The following is a 25,622-nucleotide window of genomic DNA, read 5'->3' as shown; positions in this document are numbered from 1 at the left end:
ATTTTTCCTTTAAGGGCAGTTAGCAGCCCTGCTATCGTTCGTTGTTAAACGCTATCTGAACCAAATCAAACGGGAGCGCGGTGATTCTAAATGTCAAGTTTTACGGTACCCAACCGTTTCACCATCTCCGGATCGCGATGGTCGAAGAAGCTGCTCACCTTCGTGTCCAACGTGCCAATCGCATCCATATCTTCAGGACTTAACTCAAAATCGAAAATGCTGAAGTTCTCGACAATTCTTTCCTTGCGAACGGATTTGGGAATCACAACGACTGCTCTTTGTGTCAGCCAACGCAGAATGACCTGAGCCACGGTCTTCTGATATTTGCCTGCTATGGAGCGTAGCAACTCGTTCTCAAAGATGTTGTTTTTGCCTTCGGCAAAGGGTCCCCAGGATTCGATCTGCACCTTGTTTTCTTCCAAGAATTTCTGGGTTTCAATTTGCTGGTTGAAGGGATGAGTTTCAATCTGATTGACCGCAGGAACTACTTCGTTATGAACCATTAGATCCATCAATCGGTCGGGTTGGAAGTTGCTAACACCGATGGCTCTAATCTTGCCTTCTCGATACAGTTCTTCCATTGCTCGCCACGAGCCATAGACATCGCCGTAGGGTTGATGAATCAGATAGAGATCCAGATAATCCAATTGCAATCTTTTGAGCGATCGTTCAAACGCCTTCTTTGTGCTTTCGTAGCCAGCATCCTGAATCCAAAGCTTTGTAGTGACAAATATCTCCTCCCTTGTCACACCACTTTTTTCAATGGCTTTGCCAACGGCTTCTTCGTTTTGATAAGCAGCGGCAGTATCAATCAAACGATAGCCCGCACGGATGGCTTCATATACGCTTCTTTCACACTCTTCGGTGTCAGCGATCTGATAAACACCGAACCCTAAAATGGGCATCTCGACACCATTATTTAGTACAACCTTTTGCATTGTTTCTCTCCAAGTTGTGCTTTTTCCTTCAATGAGCAGTCAGTAACTCTGTTATGGTTCGGGGTTGATCTCTGCCATCCGACCGCAACCAGTCATAATGAGCTGGGTCTGGTTTAAGGGGCGGTTATGCCAGACCCAGAGACTAAAACTGGACTCAGCGACCCGTCATTTGCTCTAACTTTTCGGGGTATCTCGCGCCTTGTACTGTAATTTTGGCGGCGGCGTCATCAATGTCGCGCAGGTCGTCGGGCGTGAGTTCGACGGAGGCTGCCCCGATGTTTTCGTCCAAGCGATGCAGCTTTGTGGTGCCTGGAATCGGGACGATCCACGGCTTTTGAGCCAGCAGCCAGGCAAGTGCGATCTGAGCGGGTGTCACCTGCTTCTGTTCTGCGATGCTGCCAAGCAGATCGATCAGGGCTTGATTCGCCTTGAGAGCCTCCGGTGTGAAGCGAGGCAGAGTGCTGCGGAAGTCGGATCTGTCAAAGGTCGTGTTTTCGTCGATCTTGCCCGTGAGGAAGCCTTTGCCCAGCGGGCTATAGGGGACAAGTCCGATGCCAAGTTCCTCAAGGGTCGGTATCACTTCCGCTTCAGGCTTTCTCCACCACAGCGAGTATTCGCTCTGGAGTGCCGTGACTGGCACAACGGCATGGGCGCGCCGAATCGTTTGCACTCCCGCTTCAGAAAGTCCGAAGTGCTTAACCTTACCTTCCTGAATCAGTTCCTTCACTGTTCCTGCCACGTCTTCGATCGGCACGTTCGGATCGACCCGGTGCTGATAGAGGAGGTCGATCGCCTCAACTTTGAGCCGCTTGAGCGACCCCTCCACGGCTTCCTTGATGTGCTCCGGCCGGCTATTGAGTCCGGGTGAACCCTTCATGCCACGAGGATCGGAATTGGGACTGATGTCGAACCCAAATTTGGTGGCGATCACCACTTGGTTGCGGAAGGGAGCGAGAGCTTCACCCACCAGTTCTTCGTTCAAGTACGGGCCGTAAACTTCAGCGGTGTCAAAGAATGTAACGCCGCGATCGACCGCAGCCCCCAGAAGAGCAGTCATCTCCTGTTTGTCTTTGGGCGGACCATAGGAAAAGCTCATTCCCATGCAGCCGAGCCCGATCGCCGAGACTTCCAGATTGCTGTTGCCAAGTTTGCGCGTTTGCATTGTTTTTCTCCGTTAATGTGGAATTGATAGTGTTCGCCGTCGATCGATCTCGTCGTTGTCAGCCGTCTTCACTGCGATCTGTGCTCACTGTGGAGTCATCGATGTGGGCTGAGGTGGTCTTATGACCCCAGCGAGGCCAAAGATAGAAGAGGTTGAGGAGGATGAAGACCAGCACTGCCAGCCAGGGTAAGACCAGCGCGATCGCGGTGGCGATCGCGTAAACGATCGGTCCGACAAGGAATAAACGTCTGATCTTCCGTACTTTTTTCGCTGTGAGGTGGGTATCGATCAGCCGATACTCGTGAGCCGCGTACCGCCACATGACGTTGACGAAGATACCAATGACGGTCAAGATGCCACCGTAGAACGCAGCGGCAACTGGCTCGTCCGTTCCCCGGTGAAACGCTTCGGCGAGCACGGCGGTTGGGAACGGCAGGAATGCGATCAGCATCAGGTGGAGGACGTTAAGCAGCAATAGCATTCCGTCCACGCGGACAATGTGTTTAAACATGGCGTGGTGGTTGATCCAGATTGCGCCGATCACCAGGAAGCTCACTACGTAGGCGAGGTAAGACGGCCAGAGCTGGAGGAGTTCCGCTCCAAGCGCCGTGTCGGGTGGTGGCACTTTGATTTCAAGTACCAGCAGGGTGATTGCGATCGCAAAAACGCCGTCGCTGAATGCCTCCAAACGGTTGGTATCCACACTCCTCTCCTCTACGAGTAACGATTGCCAAATTTGCGCTTCTGTATGGTTGCTCCTTCCAGGGTCTGCCTCAGTTATTCAGATTTCAGAGATGCCATATCAATACAGAAGCGGTACTTCACATCGGACTTGAGCAGTCTTTCGTAGGCTTCGTTGACCTTCTGGATGGGGATGACTTCGACATCCGCAGTGATGTTATGTTCGCCGCAAAAGTCCAGCATCTCCTGGGTTTCCGCGATGCCGCCGATATTAGAGCCGGAGAGACTGCGGCGGGCCATGATGAGGCTGAATGCCGAGACATCCAGAGGCTTCTCAGGTGCACCGACAAGGGTGATGTTGCCGTCGAGGCCCAGCAGGTTGAGATAGGCGTTGATATCGTGCTTGGCGGAAACGGTGTCGAGGATGAAATCGAAGCTGCCAGCGTGCTTTTGCATTTCGTCGGCATTGCGGGATACCACGACTTCGTGGGCACCGAGGCGGAGCGCGTCCTCTTTCTTGTCGGGTGAGGTGGTGAAGACGACTACGTGGGCTCCAAACGCACGGGCGAACTTCACGCCCATGTGACCCAGCCCACCGAGACCGACCACGCCTACCTTCTTGCCCTTGGTGACACCCCAGTGGCGCAGGGGCGAGTAGGTTGTAATCCCAGCGCAGAGGAGTGGCGCGACTCCAGCGAGATCGAGGTGGTCGGGAACGCGCAGAACAAAGCTTTCATCGACGACGATGCTATCGGAGTAGCCACCATAGGTGACGCCTCCAAGATGTTTATCCGTGGAGTTGAAGGTGAGGGTCAGGTTCGAGCAGAACTGCTCAAGCCCAGCTTGGCAATGAGGGCAGGTACGGTCTGACTCGACCATGCAGCCGACTCCAGCTAGATCTCCGGGCTTGTACTTGGTAACTGCCGAGCCGACCTTGGTGACACGACCAACGATCTCATGACCGGGGACAATTGGATAGACCGTGGACACGAGGCTGCTCCACTCGTTACGCACCGAATGGAGGTCGGAGTGGCAGATGCCGCAGAAGAGGATTTCGATCTGTACGTCGCGATCAGTTGGGTCGCGCCGCGCGATCTCGGTAGAGGACAGAGGTGATGTTGCACTGACTGCGGAATAAGCCTTCGTGTTGTACATAAATTGATGCTCCTATTGGTTTACGTTTGACACCTGGTATTGCTCGTCGCTGACCTGTTCCAGCCAGTCCACAGTCTTGCCGTCGAGTTCTGAATGATGATGCTTCTCGCGCGATCGCTAGAATGAACCGTCTGTTGATTTCGATAGCTCTTCATGGGCGCGCATCGCCTGCAACCGTTCCTCAACAGCCGGGGCGATCGCCGCGAGGGCATCGCTTCCGGCAACAAACAGCTTCGGCGGATTCTCCATCCCGGCGATCTTGACCAGAGCATCGCCTAACTTTGCCGGATCGCCCTGCTGCGTGCCGTTGTAGGCCGACCACGTATCCTGGACGTTGCCCTCGGCGGCATAGTCTTCGATGGCGTTGCTGGGCCATCTGACATTCTGGTCATCCAGAAGATCGGTGCGGAAGAAGCCTGGTTCGACGAGCGTGATCTTGATGCCGAACCGCTCGACCTCGGCCGCGACCGACAGCGAAAGTCCTTCGATGGCGAACTTCGATGCGGCGTAGGCGGCGCAGTGCTTAAACCCGACCACGCCAGCAACGGAGCTGATGTTGATGATGTGGCCCGATCGCTGCTGACGCATAATCGGGAGCACGGCGCGCATGACGTACACCACACCATAGAAGTTCGTAGCAAACTGGCGTTCGATGTCGGCTGTGGTCATCTCTTCAAAATTACCAAGCAGGCTGTAGCCAGCATTGTTAACTAAAACGTCGATGCGACCGAACCGCTTCACCGCCTCCTCGACGGCTGTTTTCGCCTGTATCTCGTCGGAAACATCTAACTGGACAAACGCAAGATTCTCGTTAGTAACGTCGCGCAAGGCTTTACGCACTTTGTCGAGGTTTCTTCCGGTCGCGACGACCCGATCGCCAGCCTGTAATGCTGCCTTGGCGATTCCGGTTCCGATACCGCTGCCGGCACCTGTGATCGACCAGACTTTGTTCATAGTCGTACTCCTTTCAACGGCGAATCTCTTGCCCAATCAAAACCGAGTTTTCTGTTAAATAAAAATCCAGAATGCTTACAATTCGCCGAAATGGTTTTTCATTGCTTTAGCCTCATTCTAAGAATCCTCAAGGGCAAGCAATAGAACGATCGTCTAAGATTGTTGTACAATCCTGCAAACTTAGAAATGAACGCTGCCAAACCGAGTGAAAAGCCCGATATGGAGTTAATGAACGACCAGCAGGCAAAGCGCGAGGCAGACAGAACGCAAGCCAACAGAGACGAACTGACTGAGCGGATTGCACAGGCGATTCGTCAGGATGGGACGGTTGAGCCGCTGAAAGGATTGCACTTCAACCGCTCCTCCTCCCCTTCAGAATGCATTCATAGTGTCTCTATCCCTGCTTTTTGTGCGATCGCTCAGGGCAGCAAAGAAGTGCTTCTGGGCTGCGATCGCTATCAGTACGACCCTTTGCATTATTTGCTGGCTACGGTCGAACTGCCGATCGCCAGCCAAATTCTGGAAGCGTCTAAGGCGCTACCGTACCTTAGCCTTCGCCTCGATCTCGACCCCACACTTGTCGGTTCAGTCATGGTTGAGGCGGGCGATCCCTCACCACAAAGGGATGCCAATGTCAAAGCGATCGACGTAAGTCCGTTGGATGCAAATCTTTTGGACGCTGTGGTGCGGCTCGTCAGGCTTCTAGATTGCCCTGCTGAAGCTAATGTTCTGGCACCGCTGATTAAGCGGGAAATCATTTACCGACTCCTGATGGGAGAGCAAGGTGGTCGGCTGCGTCATATTGCAGTTCTGGGTGGCTCTACCCACCAAATTGCTAGAGCCGTCGATCGACTTCGTAAAGACTTTAACCAGCCACTTCGGATTGAAAGCATCGCACGAGAGCTGGGAATGAGTGTATCGAGCTTCCACCATCACTTCAAGTCTGTCACTGCCATGAGTCCCTTGCAGTTCCAGAAGCAACTGCGGCTCCAGGAGGCTCGCCGTCTGATGCTGGGGCAAAACCTTGACGCTACCAGTGCAGCCTACCGTGTGGGTTATGACGATTCCTCGCACTTCAACCGAGAGTACAAGCGGCTCTTTGGTATACCACCGATGCGCGATATGGAGCGGCTGCGAGAAGCTGCTAGGCAGATTGCGAGTTCAACATGATCTCCTCAAGATGCCCTAATCTTGCCAGAAATCGCTAAAACATTGTGGAGACTGCTCTGTGTCGCGCACCGTTCTCCTCCTTTCTCTGTGTCCTAGTCTCGTTAGTTAAGTCGCGGCGCTATAATTTAATTAAGTATTCACTCTCTGCCAGTTAAGATACAAAAATATTATGGACTATCATTTGTTATCGAATAAGCTTAAAGAATCTATTGTATTAGCTACTACTTTAAGTGAATTATTGTTGAATAATCAGAAAAATTTAGGTACAAGCCCAAGCGAAATTGATCTGCTTAGAGTGACTCTATATCGCAGAACACTACTAATTAGTGAGGCTATCTCTAAACTATTACCTGTTTCAGAAACAGAAAATTTTAGTGTGGCATCAATTGGAAGTTTAACAAGAGTCTTAGTTGAATCTTATAGACCATTTTATTATTTAACTATTGAAAATATCAAAGAGGAAGAACGTGACTTTAGATACTTGCTTTTTAAAGTTTACTTTTTTATTGAACGTCGCTACATGATTGAGGCAATTAGGAATGGCAATAACTACCCGGATCTGCAAACTGACTTAGTAGAGAGCAAAAAAAAGATAAGAAATCACAGTTACTATAAATTTTTAAGTACAAAAAATAGTCAACATATTTACGGCACGCTGGTTCAATCAATTGAAGATACAGAAAAAAACGGAAATAAAAAGAATATAGAATTTAGTCAGGGTTTCATGGAGAGACTTACGAGATGGAAAGGTTGTTTTAAAACTGACCAAACTATATTATTGGAACGTCTAGCAACATATGTTTCTGTGCCTTTTTCGGATAAAGAGGAGAAGATAGGAAACAGATTCGATAAATTCTTTAATAAGCTAATGTCAAACTATGTACATTCTAGTGCTTTTGCTATAAGTATGGAACATAGCAGTAATTTTCAACTCAATGAAGAAGTTAAATTTTACCTAAATCAAATGGTTTCTTGTTGTATTTTTTATATTATTATAGCCACGCTGGATTTACTCGAATTATGTCAGTTATCTCAAAATAATGACTTAATTCAAGAATGCGAAAAAGCTAAGGATGGAACGTTCGTGTTTTTGGACATTTTGATAGGGAGGTGTACTTCTGCCGAGACTAATTCATAAAAGTAATCGTTGCAGTCGCTGCTTACAGTGGGCTGCACATCCCGGCTCCCAGCCAGCAAAAGCGGGAGGTAAGGAGGTAGAAACAGAGTGTGATCGCTGTGTTTGTGGCGATCGCCTCCTGCCCTTAAAAAGGGGGTAAAAATGCTACAGGACGCGCTTTTATTAAATAGCTGGAGGATTGGCTTAAGGATGTTGAGTGGTAGGGCGATCGCTCCTTTCGTCTTGGCAACCTAACACTTGTCCCATCTACCTATTTCCTAGTCGCCACCGCTGCGCCTTTGCGGTTCATTTCAATCACCCATATTTGAGCAAGGTGGGCAAATAATGCCCACCCGATAGCGGTTCTCAAGCGTGGTGAGGTATGGGGGCGATTCCTATGCCTATGCCCTATGCCCTATGCCCTATGCCCTATGCCCTATGAGTACCTCATGTTACTGAGAAAGGCTATAATTCCTACTTCCCTACCGTGAAATACTCAGTCTTAGCATACACGCTAATAATGCAGTCTCCCACTTCAAAAAACATCCCCTCTTGCTCATCTTTAGAAAATTGCAAGTTGCCGTATTTAGAATTAATTTCCTCAGCAGTCGCCGCTTTTGCCTCCATTTCATCCGGGATAAGTCCGGTAGAACCGATATAGAAAACCAGCGGTGAAACTTTTTCCCTGTACACTTTTTCGGCATAAGCTTCCAGTCGCTCATTCGCATTAGCTAAAGCAGCGACAAACTCCTCTCGCTTGACATCTTCTCCCTGCCATTTCGCTTGCAAAAGGCGCAGCAAACTATCTGCACCCACTTTGGCTAAAGTAGCGCTAACAATTCCGTTATCTTCCAACCCGAGAAACTCATCGAAAATCAGTTTCATCAAGTCGTCAACTTTGGTGATTTTTGTTCGGGATGACAGGGTTTTGTGTGCGAAGACAACAGGCTCATCTAACGTGATGTCAAATGTCGGTTTTGCTAGCTTTTCGCCCGTGTTTTTGTGGTAAACTTCATAAAGGCGATCGAGAAATTTGTTGGCAGAGTGCAATTTGCCCAAGTTGAGGATGTTTTTGCTGCCGAGGTCGATTTTGTAGCTGACTCGCGAATCTACTGAACCGTTGGCGATCGCACTTTTTAAATCTGTGTATTCCGTCGTCGTCGGAAAATTGATGTAAAGGCTTTTTGACAGATAATGCTGTTTCAATTCTTCCAATTGTTCCGCAGTGTAAGCCTCGGATTCCTCCTTCAAATGAGCCGAGAGAATGCTAGAGAGAATTTTGATTTCTGCGAGTTCCTCAAACACTCCGTCAAGGCTGCCGTAACGCCCGTCAAAAGGCACGAGGGGCAAAGTCTCTAACTTAATATCGTACTCTGAACGGAAGTCAAATTCTTGCACAGGCGAACCGTCTTTTTCAAGGATACCGCATTTTTTGAGCAAATCAAACACTGGTTTGCTGCTGATTTTGGTTCGCAGCGACTTGATATTAACTTCGCCGTCGCTGACAATGGTATAATTGTTGAAAGTATTGAGGTCTGTAACTAGAATTCCCGCCACTTCTGCGATTAAAGTTCCATCCTCAACTTTTACCAGCTTAGCTTTCCGGGTAATCAGCATATTGATGGTAGCGGTATTTTGATTGATGGCAAATGAACCCATTTGCACGTATTCGTCACCATCCAAGAATTCAGTTTTCAGCCAAGGCTTGACAAGGTTGCCGTTTTCGTCTCGCTTTCCCTCAATTCGCTTCAAACCTTTTCGCTGATAATTTTCTTGCAAGTGTTTCAAGTTGATGATGATGCTGTTGCTGTTTTCCTCCAATATCTTGATTAACTCCAGCAGGGAAATTTTATCGCTGACTTTTACCCGATCGCCAATTTCATGATTTTTCAACACCTCAGGCGCAAAAACAGCCTGTTCCAAATCTTCCGTAAACTCGGCTATTTGGGCATTTGTCAAAGCTTTAGCGTGTTTTTCCGTCAAAGTAGCGTCGAAGGTACTCGCCAGCGCATACTTAGCCGTATTTAAATTGCCGTCAGCGAGGTTAGCTTTCGCAAAAACAAACACCGACTCATCAGTTTGAGCAACGGGAACATCTAGTTTGTCATACTCATCTTTGGCGACTTTCTGATATTTGTAAAACAGTCCCCGATCGTCTGCTTTCAGCCCGCAGATTTTCAGCGTGCTCGATGAACCGTTGATTTTCTTGCCACTTTGGGAAACAAAAACTTGATAATCATATTCCTTAATTAACGGTTCTTCCAGCGGAGGTGCAACGGAACTGCCTAAAAGTTTTGTGCTGTCGTAAAGAGCATCATAAACCATTTTGACTTCGCCAGCGCGGATGCAATTCCCCGATAACGTGTTGGCGATTTTGGAGAGAAGTTTGAAGTCAGCAGAGGCATAGGATATCGTGTTGGCAAACACATCCATGTCTTTTAGTTCTTCGCAAATTTCCCCTAGTTTTGCAGCTTCGGAATTGGCACTGGGGTCATTTGCATAGCCGTCTGTGTGCAAATTTATCGCTGTCATTTCTCCCGCTTTAATCAGACATTGAGCGAGTTGCATCGACTGCGATATGCAGGTACTGCCAGCCGTGTGGATTTTTTGAATTTCTTTGATGTATTGAGAGTCAAATTTCAGCACTTCTTGAATGGGAATTCGCTGGAAATGACAAATTACGTCCCGATTGCTAGCATAGGAAATCAGGCTGACAATTAGCTGGTAATTGTTGTATTCGTCTAAGGTCAAAAGCTTGATTAGGGTTTCTTTCAGCGGTTCTAAGTCATAATACATTGAGCCGGAACGGTCGATGATGATGATGCTGTGAGCGACGGATTTTTCTGGGATATCACCGGGCTTTCTTTCTAAATTAATGCGATCGACTAGATAGAAAGCCTTTGCGTTTCCGGCAAAATTGTAGAGGGTAAACTTGGTGCGAGTATTGGAGGCTGCTTGGCTGCTGGAACTTTTGACTTGAGATGATTGTTTTGCTTGCCGTGCCATAGTTTTAACCTATGTTGATTTATTCCTCAACTTAATCATGACACGCGCTTCTGGGGATGTCAAGGCCTGTGTAGAAAATTATCTGCGAAGCTGAATAAGCATTAATATTTAGCGCTGCGCTGCCAGGGAAAACTGCGGCGGTAGGCTAAAGGTGGGCTGTTTTAGCAAAAGTAGTGGATCTGCGTAAGTCGTTTAGTAAATATTTAGTCAATCATGGTTTATTTAGAAAATCCGCTGCTCAAACTTTATCTAAATGTGTTCGGATGGGTGGCGTTGGGATTTTTTCTCGGCCGCCAGCTACCGAGAAGCTATTCTACATATTTAGCCAAGTTTCTTTTCTTCTTTGGCACGCCATTGAGCATTGTTGCTTTCATCCGCAGCGCCAATTTATCTGGCGCTATTTGGATGGCGCCGCTGACAGCTTGGCTGGCAACTATAGCAGGTGGAGGACTCGCTTGGATTTTGATAAATTTTGGGGTGGGCGAGGAACGTCTCAATAATCTTAATCGGATTATCGAAAATAGCCCGGCAGAAAACACCGCTTGGAGTTTGCCCACTCAAGGCAGCTTCTTATTGGCAACGATGGTGGGTAATACGGGTTTTTTAGGCATTCCCGTCACCTTGTCCTTATTAGGGTCGGAACACTTTGCATGGGCGTTGTTTTACGACTTGCTAGGCACTACCATGGGAATCAATATACTGGGAGTTGCTATTGCTTCTCACTGCGGTAAAAGCGATCGCCGTCAGAGTTGGTTAATTCCCCTGCGGGCAATTTTTCAGAATCCGGCACTGTGGGCTTTTGGTTTAGGATTTGTCTCGCGCAGCTTGCCGCTGTCGGCACAAATCGCAGAATTGTTAACAACAGGTGCTTGGACGGTAATTACTTTAGCTTTAATTACGATCGGGATGCAGTTGAGCAAGTTGAATTCCTTGCACAACCTCAAACAAGTTTTAGCTTGTCTGGGGATTAAAATGTTGTTAATTCCCTTGGTAATTGGCACGGGATTAACGTTTTTGGGGCTCGCGGGCGCGCCGCGACTTGTGCTAGTGCTGCAAATGGCAATGCCTCCTGCTTTTGGTACTACATTGCTGGCAGAAGCTTTCAATCTCGATCGCGAATTAGCCGTAACTGCGATCGGCATTGGCTGCGTTAGTCTATTATTCACTATTCCAATCTGGATGTGGCTATTTAATTTTTAATGAAAATAGAATTTGTTTAGTAGAAAAAGTGCAGTTTAGTGAGCGCGGTCACTAATTTTAAGTGATTTATGTCATATAAATTGTACTTAAAAATCACGGGAGTTGAAAACTCTATTTCCTTCTGTTAAGCTACAAAGAGCCTACAGATGAGGCAGATAATAAAAGTATGACAACTCAAAATTTTACACTGACAGGTTATCAAACTCTCGATCGCATTTACTCAGGAACTCGCACCCTGGTTTATCGAGCTTTCCGCACTGGCGACAAACAACCAGTAGCCATCAAAGTCTTGCGCAGCGAGTATCCCAGCTTCAGCGAACTGGTGCAATTTCGCAATCAGTACACGATCGCCAAAAACCTCAACTTGCCAGGAATCATCGAAACCTACAGCTTGGAAACCTACCAAAACAGCTATGCGCTGGTAATGGAAGACTTTGGGGGAATTTCTCTGAATGAATGGATGGAACAAGGGGAAACAGCCCCGACTCTGAATGAGTTCTTGCAAATGGCGATCGACCTGAGCAATACATTAGATATACTCTACCGCCACCGGATAATTCACAAAGACATTAAACCAGCCAATATTTTAATTAATCCGCATACAAAACAAGTCAAACTCATTGACTTTAGTATTGCATCTTTGCTGCCAAGGGAAACTCAAACCCTGATGAATCCTAACGTGCTGGAAGGGACACTCGGCTATTTGTCTCCCGAACAAACGGGAAGGATGAATCGGGGGATTGACTACCGGACAGACTTTTACTCTTTGGGGGTGAGTTTTTACGAATTGCTGGCGGGACAATTGCCGTTTCAATCCAACGATGCGATGGAATTGGTACACTGTCATATTGCCAAACAACCGCTATCACTGCATGAAATAAATCCCGCAATCCCGCCCGTCCTCTCGGAGATTGTCAGCAAATTAATGGCAAAGAATGCCGAAGACCGCTATCAGAGTGCGTTGGGACTGAAATTCGATTTAGAATTTTGTTTGAAGCAACTTGAAGAAAACGGTAGGATAGAGAGTTTTACGATCGCGCAGAGGGATGTGGGCGATCGCTTCCTCATACCCGAAAAACTCTACGGTCGCGAAACCGAAGTTGCCGAATTACTCGCAGCATTCGATCGAGTAGCAGGTTTTTCCCAGCAGGCATCAGAAAAGGGTGGAGGCTGTGAGTTAATGTTAGTCGCGGGTTTTTCTGGGATTGGGAAAACTGCAATTGTCAATGAAGTTCACAAACCAATTGCCCGCCAGCGCGGCTATTTCATCAAAGGCAAATTTGACCAATTTAACCGCAACATTCCTTTCTCAGCTTTTGTCCAAGCATTTCGAGATTTAATGGGACAACTGTTGAGTGCAAGTGACCAGCAGTTGAAAAACTGGCAAACTCAAATATTGCAAGCAGTGGGCGATAATGGACAAGTCATTATTGAAGTAATTCCCGAACTAGAAAAAATTATTGGGCCACAACCGCCCGCACTAGAATTATCAGGAACTGCGGCCCAAAATCGGTTTGATTTGCTGTTTCAAAACTTTATTCACGTGTTCACAAAACCAGAACATCCCCTGGTGATGTTTTTGGATGACTTGCAGTGGGCTGATTCCGCCTCGCTGCGGTTAATGCAACTGCTGGTTTCCGAGTCAGCAACCGGCTATTTATTAGTAATTGGTGCCTACCGAGATAATGAAGTGTTTGCAGCACATCCGTTGATGCTGACACTGGATGCAATGGCAAAAGCTGGGGCGACGGTGAATACTCTGACGCTGGAACCGTTGAGCTCAGAAAGTCTAAATCATTTGGTTGCTGATACGCTCAATTGCGATCCATCTTGGGCAAGACCTTTGGCTGATTTGGCGGCACAAAAAACCCAAGGAAATCCCTTTTTTGCAACGCAGTTTCTCAAAGCACTGCATCAGGATGGGCTGATTGAGTTTGACCGGGTTGCTGGTTATTGGAAGTGCGATATTGTGCGAGTTCGGGAGGCAGCGCTGACGGATGATGTGGTCGAGTTTATGGCGTTGCAGTTGCAAAAATTGCCGCCGGGGACTCAGAATGTGTTGAAGTTGGCTGCTTGTGTGGGGAATCAGTTTGATTTGGGGACTTTGGCAGTTGTCTCCCAGCAACTGGAAACGGAAACGGCGGCGGATTTGTGGAAGGCTTTGCAAGAGGGGTTAATCCTGCCTGAAAGTGAAGTCTACAAGTTTTATATGGGGCGAGAAAGACAGGAGGAGGCACAAAATTCGGAGGTGGTGAATTACAAGTTTTTGCACGATCGCGTTCAGCAAGCTGCCTATTCTTTAATTCCCGAACAAGAGCGATCGCGTGCTCATTATCAGATTGGACAATTGCTGATCCAGCAAATTTCACCCGCAGCTATCGAAGAGCAAATTTTTTCAGTCGTCAATCAGTTGAATTATGGTATTGCGCTGATTGAAGACCAAACAGAACGCGACGATTTGGCACAACTCAACCTCACGGCTTGCCGCAAAGCCAGAGGCGCTACTGCTTATCAAGCTGCTCGCGAGTATGCTGCGATCGGGCTAAATTTGCTTGGAGAGAGCGCTTGGCAACGACAGTACGAGATGACCTTGAACTTGCACGAAATAGCCGCAGAATTGGCTTCACTCTGTGGTGAATTTGACCAGATGGATCGGTGGATTGACACTGTGATTCATCATACCAGCACTCCCCTAGAGCGAGTGAGCGTTTATATCGTCAAAATTCAGGCATTAACGTCCCAGAACAAGTTTTTAGAAGCAATTGCTATCGGTTTGTTGAGTCTCAAAGAATTAGGAGTTGAATTGCCCGATAGCCCTACATCAGAAGATATTCAGCAAGCAGTGCAGGAAATTAATAGCTCGATCGGCGATCGACCTATTGAAGAGTTATTTCATCTTCCAGCGATAGTGGATTCCCAAAAGCTGGCCGCTATGCAAGTTGCGGCAAGCATGGGGTCAGCTTGTTATCTGGTCGGTTCGTCTTTGTTTGCGCTGCTGACTGCCTTACAGGTAAATTTATCTATCCAATATGGCAACAGTCCTACTTCAGCTTATAGCTATAGTGGTTATGGCATTGTTCTCAACAACTTTAACTTTCTACAAGATATGACGGTAGCCGATCGGTTTGGTCGATTAGCTTATCGTCTTGCCAGTGGCGCGGATGCCAAAAATATTCGCTCTGCAACTTTTGCTGTGATCGGACTCTGTTTGTACCATCGCAAATCGCATTTGCGAGAGACTCTCCCCATTCTTCAGGCAGGCTATCAAGCCGGATTAGAAACAGGCAATTTAGAATTTGTCGGGCATAATGGGCATGGATTTTGTCTAAATTCCTACTGGTGCGGTCAATCTTTGGCAGAACTTGAGCCCCAAATTCGGGCATACCGTCAGCAATTACTCGACCTGAACCAACTAACCACGGCAAATTATTGTTCGCTTTTTTTGGAAATAACGCTGTTTTTATTGGGTAATCCAAACAAGTTTGAGATTTCCTTTGAACAGGAGGGTGATGAGGAGAAGCTGATTTCTCAGTCGCTTGCTTCTAACGATTTGTACCGACTCTCCAGCTTCTATATATACAGGGCGACGTTGAGATTCCTGTTTGGAGAAATGGCTGGGGCAGCAGCAGATCTCGATCGAGCAAAACAATATATAGGGGGAAGCTTAGGAATGACTTGCCAAGCTGGTTTATATTTCTATGACTCACTTATAGCCCTTGCCACTGCTCCTGAGTCCAAGGCTGAGTTAGAAATGCAGTGGCAACGAGTTCACGAAACTCAAACGAAGTTGCAGCATTGGGCAGAACACGCCCCCATGAATTATTTGCATAAGTGGCAGTTGGTAGAAGCAGAGAAGTACCGAGTTGCCGGAGAGAGGGCAGAAGCTATTGAACTTTACGATCGCGCGATCCTCGGAGCGAAAGAAAACGAATACATCCAAGAAGAAGCCCTCGCTAACGAACTAGCAGCTAAATTCTACCTCGATTGGGGCAAAGAAAAAGTGGCGCAAGCCTATATGCAACAAGCCTACTACTGTTACGCTCGCTGGGGTGCGAAAGCCAAAGTCGATGACTTAGAAAAACACTATCCCCAACTTCTTGCTCCCATATTGCAGGCAAGAGAAAATCGTTGTGAACTTAGCGATACCCGCATCCAAACTATCAATAAATCGTCAATTTTACATCAAACCTTCCTCACAACTCAATCTAGCAGCAGTATTTCCAAAACCCTCGATTTTGCGTCTATTTTTAAAGCCGGCCAAGCTCTATCAAGTGAAATTAAATTAGAAAAATTGCTGGCTGCACTGATGTCGGTGGTGATGGAAAATGCCGGGGCAAAAAAAGCAGCTCTGTTGTTGCTTAAGGATGGGAATCTCGCGCTCGAAGCTGTAGCCTCCCTCAATCAAGATGTCATCTCAATATCTGTACCGCTGTCAGCCAGCGACGAGGTTCCCGCTGCTTTGGTCAACTATGTTAAGCGGACTGGGAAAACTGTGGTTTTAGATAATGCTGCAGCACAAAACGATTTTATTGCCGAGCCGTATTTGATGCAGGAAAAGCCCAAAAGTGTGCTGTGCGCGCCGATTTTAAATCAGGGTAAATTAATCGGGTTGCTATATCTAGAAAATAACTTGACAATTGGTGCATTTACAGACGATCGCACTGAAGTTATCCAACTTTTGTGCGCCCAAGCGGCTATCTCTCTAGAAAATGCCCGCTTGTACCAACAATCTCAAGCTTATGCACAAGAATTAGAGCGATCGCTCCTTGATTTGCAGCAAGCACAGTTACAGATCGTGCAAAGCGAAAAAATGTCCGCCTTGGGAAATTTAGTAGCGGGAGTTGCCCACGAAATTAATAATCCTGTCGGCTTTATTAGCGGCAATATTGAGGAAGCAACAACCACAATCAAAGATGTGATTGGTCACTTAAAATTATATCAAGAAAAACTGCGAAATCCCGGCGATGAAATCGAAGAAGATGCTGAGGATATTGATTTAGAGTATGCTTTAGAAGATTTGCCAAAGATGCTGTTGTCGATGAAAGTGGGATGCGATCGCATTCGCGGCATTAGCACCAGCCTCCGCACCTTCTCCAGAGCCGATAAAGACTACAAAGTTCCCTTTAATATCCATGAGGGCATTGACAGCACCATCTTAATTTTGAAACACCGGCTGAAAGCCAACGAACACCATCCTGCGATCGAAGTCGTCACAGACTACGGCAATCTCCCGGAAATCGAATGCTTTCCCGGTCAACTTAACCAAGTCTTTATGAACCTGCTTGCTAACGCGATCGATGCCCTAGAAGAATCAAACCAAGGACGCAGTTTCGAGGCGATTAAAGCAAATCCATACTGTATCACTGTTCGTACCAGTCAGTCGGGCGATCGGCACATCAAAATTCAGATTGCCGATAACGGTGCGGGCATGACAGAAGCCGTGAAACAGCGGATTTTTGACCATTTGTTTACAACGAAGGCAGTAGGAAAAGGCACAGGGTTAGGATTGGCGATCGCCCGCCAGATTGTAGTCGAGACCCACGGCGGAACAATTGAGGTGAATTCCCATCAGGGAGAGGGAACTGAATTTGAGATAGTGTTACCTGTTACCGAATAAAAGTATAAGACATCCGTCCTACCATTTTAGATTTTAGATTTTAGATTGAAGAATTGGGAATGACAGATGACCTAATGATTTGGCTCTTGCCTACAGTTGCATTCTTGTTTCAAAGTGGTATCAGAAGTAAAAATTTGAGGAGGAGGAAGAATGAAAAAGGTTATTCATTTTTCATTCTTCCTCCTTTTGTTTGTCGAGTTTGAGTTCCTTGAGTCCGATCGACTAATTTGTATTTGAAAAAATCCATAATAACTAAATTAGATTGCCGATCGGGGATTATACCAGCCCCGATCGCAACTGCGGACACGGGCAAAACTTTCATCGCCCCTTCGCCAGATTGCCAAAATCTCAATTATGCTAACCTAGGCAAGCAGCAATCCCTTGTCACGAAGGCGATTAACATAATTTCAAACAATTTATTTTATTGAGGACCGGTGTATCCCCTATGGCAAACCTGATCGGCACAGACAGCAACGACTTTATTCTAGGAACTCCGCTGAGCGATCGAATTCGCGGCTTAGATGGCGATGACACGCCCCTGGGTGCGGGAGGAGATGACACCCTAGACGGCGACGCCGGCAACGACCAGCTTCTAGGAGGTGATGGGGCAGATTCGCTGATTGGGGGTGAAGGAAATGACGAACTTATTGGCAACCAAGGCCGCGATTTTGCTTCCGGCGGGAACGGCGACGACTCGATTCGCGGCGGTTTGGGCAACGACATCCTCGAAGGCAACGACGGGATAGACAGCGTGGTGGGAGACGCAGGGGACGACTTAGTTTTTGGCAACGCAGGCTTTGATGTGATTGCCGGCGGTACTGGCAACGACACCCTCACAGGGAGTGACGGCGACGATTCCGTGTTCGGGAATGCTGATGAGGACTTTCTCTACGGGAATTTTGGGAACGATTCTCTCAACGGCGGTAGCGGCAGGGATCAACTGTTGGGCGGTGAGGGCAACGATTACTTGAGTGCCAGCGACGGCGACGACACTTTGTACGGCAATGCCGACAACGATTCGCTCTTCGGAGACGCTGGTAACGACCAGATATTCGGCGGCAAGGCTGACGATACAGCTTTTGGCGGCACAGGTTCCGATACGATTCGCGGGGATGAAGCCGACGACTCGGTACTGGGAGATGAAGGCAATGACTTCCTGTTTGGTGGCAAAGGTAATGATGCTCTCGACGGCGGTTTTGGCGATGATTCCTTGGCCGGAGGTATCGGCGACGATACAATTTTGGGCGGTTTCGGCAATGACAATTTATTTGGAGCAGAGGGTAATGATTCTCTGATCGGAGGTGAGGGTTCGGATACTCTGACTGGCGGCAGCGGCAGCGATGTCTTTGGATTGGGAGCCGGGCCTGGCAGTTTGGCTTTAATTACTGATTACAATGAGGCAGAGGATTTCTTTGGACTGCCGAGCAATTTATCTTTCGCTCAACTGCAAGTTCGGCAAGGTAACGGTGCAAATATCAGGGATACAGTAATTACGACGCTCGACGGCAAGCTTTTAGCAATTTTGACAGACACTCCGGCGGCGCTGCTCGATGCCAATGATTTTATCGCTGTGACTGGGACGGTTACCCCCAGGCCAACCACAACTACAACTACAACTACAACTACAGTTACAACCACAATTACAGATCCAACTCTAACTCCAACTCCGACTCCGACTCCGACTCCAACTCCAACTCCGACTCCGACTCCGACTCCGACTCCAACTCCGACTCCGACTCCGACTCCGACTCCGACTCCGACTCCAACTCCAACTCCAACTCCAACTCCGACTCCGACTCCGACTCCGACGCCGACTCCCACAGCAGCACCGACTCCGACGCCGACTCCGACTCCCACAGCAGCACCGACTCCGACGCCGACGCCGACTCCGACTCCCACAGCAGCACCGACTCCGACTCCGACGCCGACTCCGACTCCGACTCCCACAGCAGCACCGACTCCGACGCCGACTGCTTCGAGGATTCCGACTCCGCCGACAGTTAGCGTGCCTGATTCGCCCCTGCTGTCAATTAGTTCGATCGCCCCGACGCAGACTCCCGGACTATTGCCAATGCCCGGGCAGACGCCGATATTCCCGACGGTGCCGAACCCGATACCCTTACCTCCTACACCTTTTGGGTTCTAGGCGCGATCGCGCTGCTCAGTTATGAGTTTGTGAGTTTTACATAAACTCATAACTCATAACTCAAAACTATTTAACGTCTTGTGGAGTCTCGGCCGAGTCTTCTGGCAAGTCGGCTGGAGAATCTTCTAGAGGAGATAATTGTTGGGTGTACCCCAAGAGCGATCGAAGTTTCATGCGGTGGATGTAAGGCCAGCCACCATTGGCTTCAATATTCTTGAGTAGTTTGTAAAGTGCTTGGCGGTTGTCGGGAAAAGACGCTTGAAACAAACCGTCCCGAATTTCCCGGTGCGAAGCTTCCAGCGTCCGCAGCAGGGCCAAAAGCAGCAGACTGTCTCCCTGACAACTTTCGGCTAAAGTCCGAATCGCCTCTGTCAGCGATTGCATTTGAGACTGCAACTTTTCTGACTCTAAATCTTTGCCGTTGTCCATACCGCTGCTTCCTTTGAAATCTACAAGGCGTTTGTCCCCAGCCTTTTGGTCAGCCGACTAATCGAGCTAGTCGCGATCGCCATTCGGGGTCATAAGCAAAGTAACTTAAGTAGGTTGACTTAAGCAATATTAATTTGCAGTCCAAGTCAAGAAAAGAGCACAACCCGTCGTACCATGTGTATTGGGCTGCGATCCGAACATGATTGAGAAATCATAAGTTCTTGCTTATTTTCACTGGACTAGCTTGATTTTTTGAGTCAATGTCGGTCTCGGTGAAGCGAGCGATCTGGATCTAAATGCTGCCCAAAGCGCTGGCCTAGCCTGCCGGCGGGCAATTATATTTTGCTCGAAGTAAGGCTTTTTCTTAATATAATCCGATGTTGGATATTGAGGTTTGCAATGAAATATCGTGCTTTAATTGTTGCACTTTTAGCATTTTGCATGAGTGCGCTGGTTGCTTGTTCTTCTGCTTCTGACACGACGGTGGCGACTACCGAGTTGCTCACCTACGACGAGATTAGAGGTACTGGATTGGCTAATAACTGCCCTAGCTTGGCAGAAACTTCTCGGGGATCGATCCCCCTCGAAGCGGGCGGCACCTATAAACTGGCTGGTTTGTGTTTGCAGCCCACAACTTATTTTGTGAAGGAAGAACCAGCAAACAAACGCCAAGAGGCGGAATTTGTGCCTGGTAAATTGCTGACGCGGTTCACGTCGAGCATTGACCAAGTTCAAGGTACGCTCAAAGTCGGTACTGACGGAACTCTGACTTTTACAGAAGAAGATGGCTTGGACTTTCAAGCTATTACGATTCAATTACCGGGCGGAGAGCAAGTACCTTTCTTGTTCACTATTAAAGAGTTGGTAGCCAGTTCCGAACCCGGAGTGGTTGCTATCAATACTTCCACCGATTTGAGAGGGGAGTTTAACGTACCTTCTTACCGCAGCGCAGGCTTTTTAGACCCTAAAGGTCGCGGCGTATCGACTGGCTACGACAATGCTGTAGCGCTTCCGGCTACTGACAATTCCAAACTGAACCGCTCTAATGTAAAGCTGGCTGACACCCGCACCAAGGCGGGCAAAATTTCTCTCCAAGTTGCTAAAGTCAACAGCGCCACTGGCGAAGTTGGCGGGATTTTTGAGAGCACGCAGCCTTCTGATACTGATTTGGGAGCTAGACCTGCTCTGGACGTGAAAATTCGGGGTTTGTTTTACGCTCGCATTGAGCCTTCTGTATCGTAAAATTGGGTTTCTGGATAGATCGAACTTGAGCAGTTTTTTGCCATAAAGCTACTGCTCGCCCTTCATTAGCCAACAGTCTTGACCAATATAAATTAAGACTGTTGACTAATGACTAAATTTATGATTTGATTGTGATTAGCTACAAGTAATGTAAGTTAGGATTTTTAATTAATTAAAGTATTGTATAGAAACCGCTTTCAGATTTTAATATAGTGTTAAAAAATCCCGGTTAAATTCTGGATTGTGCCGAAGGTCTTCTACCTGGTTAAATTCTGGATTGTGCCGAAGGTCTTCGGATAATCCCCCTAGATAGCTGCATCTTCCCAAAGTTAAACGGGTGTGTCCGCTATCACACTTATTAAGTGCTAGGATTACACTACAATCAAGGTGAATTTTTTAGACTATATTGGAAACTAGATCTAAAGCAACCTCAGTCCTCTCCTCTACCAACCCTTATGCCGCCATGTCTACCACAGTGCCGAACGAGCTAAAAAACGAAAATTTGCAATTGTTGCGCGAGTACCAGCTTTCTGGATCGAATGAAATCCGCAATCAGTTAGTTAAACTAAATATTGGACTGGTGAGAAAAGAAGTTTACCACTGGCTAAACCAGTGCGGTGAAAGCTACGACGATTTGCTGCAAGTAGGGTGTATTGGGTTGATCAGGGCGATCGAGCGGTTTGATATGTCGAAGGGACACGCTTTTAGTTCCTTTGCAATTCCCTACATTCGGGGCGAAATTCAACACTACTTGCGGGACAAAAGCCCTTCTGTGCGATTTCCCCGCCACTGGCAGTCCCTGGAACGCAAATCTGTCACAGCGATCAAGGATTTGCAGGTGCAGTTCAACCGCAAACCTACGGATGCTGAAGTAGCAGCAGTGCTTGAGGTTTCTGTACAAGAATGGCAAGAAATTAAGTTGGCCCATCTCAACCGATCGCCTCTGAGTTTGGACGCGCCGATGCAAGATGAAGATGAGGGGGCTACTTGTCTCGGAGAATTGGTTCCCGATACCAAGTATCGGAGTTTTCAGTTGGCGCAAGAGGATCAAATTCGCGTTCAGCAAGCTTTGGCTATGTTGGAACAACGGACTCGCGAGATATTGGAGTTTGTTTTTCTCTACGATTTGACGCAGAAAGAAACGGCTGAACGCTTGGGTATCAGTGCGGTGACTGTTTCTCGCCGAGTTAAGAAGGGGCTGGATTTGCTGAAAGAAATCATGACGAAACAGCTTTAGTTATTAGTCATTAGTCATTAGTCATTGGTCATTGGTCAGCAGTAGTTATACCAATTCTGAAAATTAGTGCTAGATATAAATTATCAGCTATCGTCTGTAGGGAAACGGCACTGCCGTGTCCGGCCGGTGGTGAGAGCGAATGAACGATAATTTATATAAGAGAATTACTGTAGCAATAGTTTTTAAAATTGGTATTAGTCAACAGTCAGCAGTATTCAGTCAACAGTCAATAGTCAACAGCGATCGGTAATTAGTCACTTGCTACCAAGAACAAATAACAAATGACTAATGACTAATGACTAATGACTACTAACTAATTTTTAGATGCTGCGGACAAATTTATCGAGCCTTTCTACGGCTTTTTTAATTGTGCCTAAATCGGTGGCATAAGACAAGCGAATATGGTCGTCTGCACCAAAAGCAATCCCCGGAATAACTGCTACTTGCTGCTGTTCTAAGAAAGCGTCGCAAAATTCCAGAGAATTCATTCCTGTTTTACTGATGTTGACAAACATATAGAAAGCACCGTCTGGTTTAATGCAGCTAATTCCGGGGATAGCATCGAGTAATTCAAATATTACCTGACGCCTTTGGGCAAAAGCTAGACGCATTTTTTCGACAGACTCTTGGCTGCTTTCCAAAGCTGCGATCGCGCCGTACTGTGCAAAAGTACACACATTTGAGGTACTGTGACCTTGAATGGTGCTGGTGGCTTTGATTAATTCGATCGGGCCGGCCAAATAACCGACTCGCCAGCCTGTCATCGAGTAAGCTTTAGCAAAACCGCTGCTGATCAGGGTGCGATCGAAGATTTCTTTGCCTAGGGAACCGATGCTAACGTGTTGGGCACCGTCATATATAATTTTTTCGTAAATCTCGTCAGAAACGACTAAAATATCTCGATCGACTATCACCTCGGCCAATGCTTTGATTTCCGCCGGAGAGTAAACCATTCCTGTCGGGTTAGAAGGCGAATTCAGTACAAATAACTTGGTTTTGGGAGTAATCGCTCGACTCAGTTGTTCCGGTGTAATTTTATATCCTGTAGAAGCATCTGTGGGTACAATTACTGGTTTGCCGCTGGCGAGTTTCACCATTTCTGGGTAGCTCAGCCAGTAGGGAGCCGGAATAATTACTTCTTCTCCAGGCTCGATCAGAGCCATCATCAGATTGTAGAGGGAATGCTTGCCGCCGTTGGTGACAATAATATTTTCCGGTTGATAGTTGAGATTGTTGTCATCGCGGAGTTTGCGGGCGATCGCAGCTTTTAACTTCGGTTCTCCAGCCACAGGGCCGTACTTAGTCTTCCCCTCGTCTAAAGCTTGTTTTGCCGCTGCTTTAACGTGTTCGGGGGTATCAAAGTCGGGTTCTCCCGTACTCAAACTACAGACATCAATTCCTTCGGCCTTCATGGCTTTAGCCTTAGCGGCGATCGCTAAGGTTATGGAAGGAGAAACCTCGCCCACTCGTGCTGCCAACTTAATCATTGGATTTTAGATATTAGATTTTTGACTTTAGATCTTAGGTTGACAAATCTTGATATTCAACCCTGTTGTTAGGGAATTATGACATTTGTTTACATAGTACGTAAAGGATTAAGCAATTAAAGAATAAAAATTAAAAAAGCTCTTAATTTTAATTTTTATTCTTAAATTTTTAAATTTTGACGTTATTATTGTACCATTTTTGATGCCTCGTTACCCTCAACGCCGATCTGCAAGCTTATGGATCTCAAATCTCTGATTCGCGACATTCCTGATTTCCCAAAGCCGGGAATTCTGTTTCGAGACATTACAACTTTGCTGCGCGACCCGCAAGGACTCAGCTACACCATTGACAGCTTAGCCGAAAAATGCTCTGAAATGTCTGCTGACTATGTGGTGGGCATGGAATCCCGAGGCTTTATATTTGGCGCGCCTTTGGCTTATAAAATGGGAACAGGCTTTATTCCTGTCCGCAAACCGGGGAAACTGCCAGGTGCGGTTCATTTTGCTGAGTACGAATTGGAATACGGTGTCGATCGACTGGAGATGCACCGAGATGCGATGACATCCGGCAGCCGAGTGCTGATTGTGGACGATTTAATCGCCACTGGCGGAACAGCGGCGGCGACGGCTAAATTGTTGGAGCAAGCTGGTTGCGAGCTTGTCGGTTTTGCTTTTATCATCGAATTGCAGGCTTTGGGCGGCAGGCAGAAATTGCCCGATGTGCCGATCGTCACGCTAGTTGAATATTAGTTAGTTAACTGTTGGCAGTTGACAGTTGACAGTTGACTGCTGACAGTTGACTGCTGACAGTTGAATAAAAACTACTGACAAATAATATTCTTGAGCTTTGCATCGGAATTATTCATCTCTCTCTTCTCTTTCTCTGCGATCTCTGCGTTCTCTGTGGTTAAATCATTCCGATGCAACTGGCATTAATATCATTCACAATTTTTCAAAACTAAACTCTAAAATCTAAAATCTAAACTCGTATGACTTCTATTAAATCTAATCGAAATTGGCAATTCTTGAGTTCTCTGTTTGCTGGGGAAACATTTACTTATGTTGTCAAGCGACTGTTGCAGGCACTTTTAACGCTATTTTTGGCATCGATGCTTTGTTTTGCAATTATTGAACTGGCACCGGGAAATTACTTGGATACATTGAGCCAAAATCCGAAGATTTCGCCGGAGACACTCAAGCAACTCGAACAGCAGTTCGGCTTAGATAAACCAGCGATTGTGCAGTATTGGCTGTGGCTGCAACAAATTGTAACGCGGGGGAATTTTGGCACGAGTTTTGTGTATCAGCGATCGGTAGCTTCGCTGCTGTGGGAACGGGTACCGGCGACGTTATTAATGGCGATCGCATCTTTGATTGTAACTTGGGCGATCGCGATTCCTTTGGGAATTGTCGCCGCCGTCAATCAAAACCGCACAGTCGATCGAGTTTTGCAAGTAGTCAGCTACACCGGACAGGGATTTCCCAGCTTTATTACAGCTTTGCTGCTGCTATTTTTCGCACAAAATACTTCGCCTCTGTTTCCTGTAGGAGGCATGACAAGTATCGACCACGCAGACTTACCTTGGTGGGGTCAAATCCTCGATTACGGGTGGCACTTAATTTTGCCAACTGTCGCCCTCAGCCTTACTGGTTTTGCTGGTTTGCAAAGATTGATGCGCGGACAATTGTTGGACGTGCTGCGTCAAGATTACATCCGAACAGCACGGGCGAAAGGTTTGCCGGACGATCGAGTAATTTACGTTCATGCTTTGCGGAATGCTGTTAATCCGTTGATTACGCTATTGGGTTTTGAGTTTGCTAGTTTGTTGAGCGGTGCGTTTATTGCGGAATTTTTCTTTAATTGGCCGGGTTTGGGAAAGCTGACTTTGGAGGCGGTGAACAATCAAGATTTGTATTTAGTAATGGCAAGTTTGATGATGGGTGCGACGATGTTGATTGTGGGGAATTTGTTGGCGGATTTGCTGCTGAAAGCTGTCGATCCTCGGATTAAGCTGGAAGATTTGAAATAGTAGATTTAATTCAGTAATATGAGGTCGGCAAGGGCGATTTGTAATAGTCAA

General features: G+C 47.2%; 18 protein-coding genes. 9 read left to right on the top strand and 9 right to left on the bottom strand.

What is annotated here, in order from left to right:
• Positions 1-86 precede the first annotated feature (86 nt).
• The 5 genes from QUA78_RS05155 to QUA78_RS05135 all read right to left on the bottom strand — a co-directional run bounded on the left by QUA78_RS05155 (position 87) and on the right by QUA78_RS05135 (position 4,890).
• The gene (locus QUA78_RS05155; RefSeq protein ID WP_333305041.1) at positions 87-938 is read right to left on the bottom strand and encodes an aldo/keto reductase; all 852 of its coding nucleotides are present in this window, start codon (positions 936-938) and stop codon (positions 87-89) included.
• Between the two features lie 154 nt (positions 939-1,092).
• Entirely contained in the window at positions 1,093-2,100 is a 1,008-nt protein-coding gene (locus tag QUA78_RS05150; RefSeq protein WP_333305039.1) for an aldo/keto reductase, read from the bottom strand.
• A 58-nt stretch (positions 2,101-2,158) separates the two neighbouring features.
• Complete coding sequence (locus tag QUA78_RS05145; RefSeq protein ID WP_333305037.1) at positions 2,159-2,803, bottom strand: TMEM175 family protein; 645 nt, start codon at positions 2,801-2,803, stop codon at positions 2,159-2,161.
• Between the two features lie 74 nt (positions 2,804-2,877).
• Positions 2,878-3,936, bottom strand: coding sequence for an NAD(P)-dependent alcohol dehydrogenase (locus QUA78_RS05140; RefSeq protein WP_333305035.1), 1,059 nt, complete (start codon positions 3,934-3,936; stop codon positions 2,878-2,880).
• Between the two features lie 117 nt (positions 3,937-4,053).
• The gene (locus QUA78_RS05135) at positions 4,054-4,890 is read right to left on the bottom strand and encodes an SDR family oxidoreductase (protein ID WP_333305033.1); all 837 of its coding nucleotides are present in this window, start codon (positions 4,888-4,890) and stop codon (positions 4,054-4,056) included.
• 186 nt (positions 4,891-5,076) lie between these two features.
• Here QUA78_RS05135 and QUA78_RS05130 point away from each other — a divergent pair, with 186 nt between their 5' ends.
• Both QUA78_RS05130 and QUA78_RS05125 read left to right on the top strand, forming a co-directional pair.
• Entirely contained in the window at positions 5,077-6,060 is a 984-nt protein-coding gene (locus QUA78_RS05130; protein ID WP_333305031.1) for an AraC family transcriptional regulator, read from the top strand.
• 169 nt (positions 6,061-6,229) lie between these two features.
• Positions 6,230-7,198: a hypothetical protein gene (locus tag QUA78_RS05125; RefSeq protein ID WP_333305029.1), complete on the top strand. Its 969-nt coding sequence runs from the start codon at positions 6,230-6,232 to the stop codon at positions 7,196-7,198.
• A gap of 453 nt (positions 7,199-7,651) precedes the next feature.
• Here the strand turns inward: QUA78_RS05125 and QUA78_RS05120 are convergent, their stop codons facing one another.
• The gene (locus QUA78_RS05120) at positions 7,652-10,183 is read right to left on the bottom strand and encodes a VWA domain-containing protein (RefSeq protein WP_333398624.1); all 2,532 of its coding nucleotides are present in this window, start codon (positions 10,181-10,183) and stop codon (positions 7,652-7,654) included.
• Between the two features lie 213 nt (positions 10,184-10,396).
• Here QUA78_RS05120 and QUA78_RS05115 point away from each other — a divergent pair, with 213 nt between their 5' ends.
• Positions 10,397-11,383 (top strand): AEC family transporter, encoded by a 987-nt coding sequence (locus QUA78_RS05115; RefSeq protein ID WP_333301797.1) that lies wholly within the window; start codon positions 10,397-10,399, stop codon positions 11,381-11,383.
• Positions 11,384-11,549: 166 nt separating this feature from the next.
• Positions 11,550-17,000, top strand: a complete 5,451-nt coding sequence (locus QUA78_RS05110) for an AAA family ATPase (RefSeq protein WP_333301798.1) — start codon at positions 11,550-11,552, stop codon at positions 16,998-17,000.
• A gap of 160 nt (positions 17,001-17,160) precedes the next feature.
• On the opposite strand, the gene QUA78_RS05105 is transcribed toward QUA78_RS05110, so the two are convergent.
• Positions 17,161-17,322: a hypothetical protein gene (locus tag QUA78_RS05105; RefSeq protein WP_333398622.1), complete on the bottom strand. Its 162-nt coding sequence runs from the start codon at positions 17,320-17,322 to the stop codon at positions 17,161-17,163.
• A 123-nt stretch (positions 17,323-17,445) separates the two neighbouring features.
• Between QUA78_RS05105 and QUA78_RS05100 the strand changes: the two genes are divergently transcribed.
• Positions 17,446-19,146, top strand: coding sequence for a calcium-binding protein (locus tag QUA78_RS05100; protein WP_333301800.1), 1,701 nt, complete (start codon positions 17,446-17,448; stop codon positions 19,144-19,146).
• Positions 19,147-19,212: 66 nt separating this feature from the next.
• Here the strand turns inward: QUA78_RS05100 and QUA78_RS05095 are convergent, their stop codons facing one another.
• Positions 19,213-19,575: a hypothetical protein gene (locus QUA78_RS05095; RefSeq protein ID WP_333301801.1), complete on the bottom strand. Its 363-nt coding sequence runs from the start codon at positions 19,573-19,575 to the stop codon at positions 19,213-19,215.
• A 399-nt stretch (positions 19,576-19,974) separates the two neighbouring features.
• Here QUA78_RS05095 and QUA78_RS05090 point away from each other — a divergent pair, with 399 nt between their 5' ends.
• Complete coding sequence (locus tag QUA78_RS05090; RefSeq protein ID WP_333301802.1) at positions 19,975-20,817, top strand: photosystem II manganese-stabilizing polypeptide; 843 nt, start codon at positions 19,975-19,977, stop codon at positions 20,815-20,817.
• Between the two features lie 463 nt (positions 20,818-21,280).
• Entirely contained in the window at positions 21,281-22,054 is a 774-nt protein-coding gene (locus QUA78_RS05085; protein WP_333301803.1) for an RNA polymerase sigma factor SigF, read from the top strand.
• 320 nt (positions 22,055-22,374) lie between these two features.
• Here the strand turns inward: QUA78_RS05085 and QUA78_RS05080 are convergent, their stop codons facing one another.
• A complete protein-coding gene (locus QUA78_RS05080) occupies positions 22,375-23,541 on the bottom strand; it encodes a pyridoxal phosphate-dependent aminotransferase (RefSeq protein WP_333301804.1) in 1,167 nt (388 codons plus the stop codon).
• A gap of 237 nt (positions 23,542-23,778) precedes the next feature.
• On the opposite strand from QUA78_RS05080, the gene QUA78_RS05075 reads away from it, so the two are divergent.
• Entirely contained in the window at positions 23,779-24,291 is a 513-nt protein-coding gene (locus tag QUA78_RS05075; RefSeq protein WP_333301805.1) for an adenine phosphoribosyltransferase, read from the top strand.
• A 239-nt stretch (positions 24,292-24,530) separates the two neighbouring features.
• On the top strand, positions 24,531-25,571 hold the full coding sequence (locus tag QUA78_RS05070) for an ABC transporter permease (protein ID WP_333301806.1): 1,041 nt from the start codon (positions 24,531-24,533) through the stop codon (positions 25,569-25,571).
• Positions 25,572-25,622: the final 51 nt, after the last annotated feature.

This window comes from Microcoleus sp. K4-B3 (assembly GCF_036704615.1).
Classification (GTDB): Bacteria; Cyanobacteriota; Cyanobacteriia; order Cyanobacteriales; family Microcoleaceae; genus Microcoleus.
This window is presented reverse-complemented; position numbering and strand designations above follow the sequence as displayed.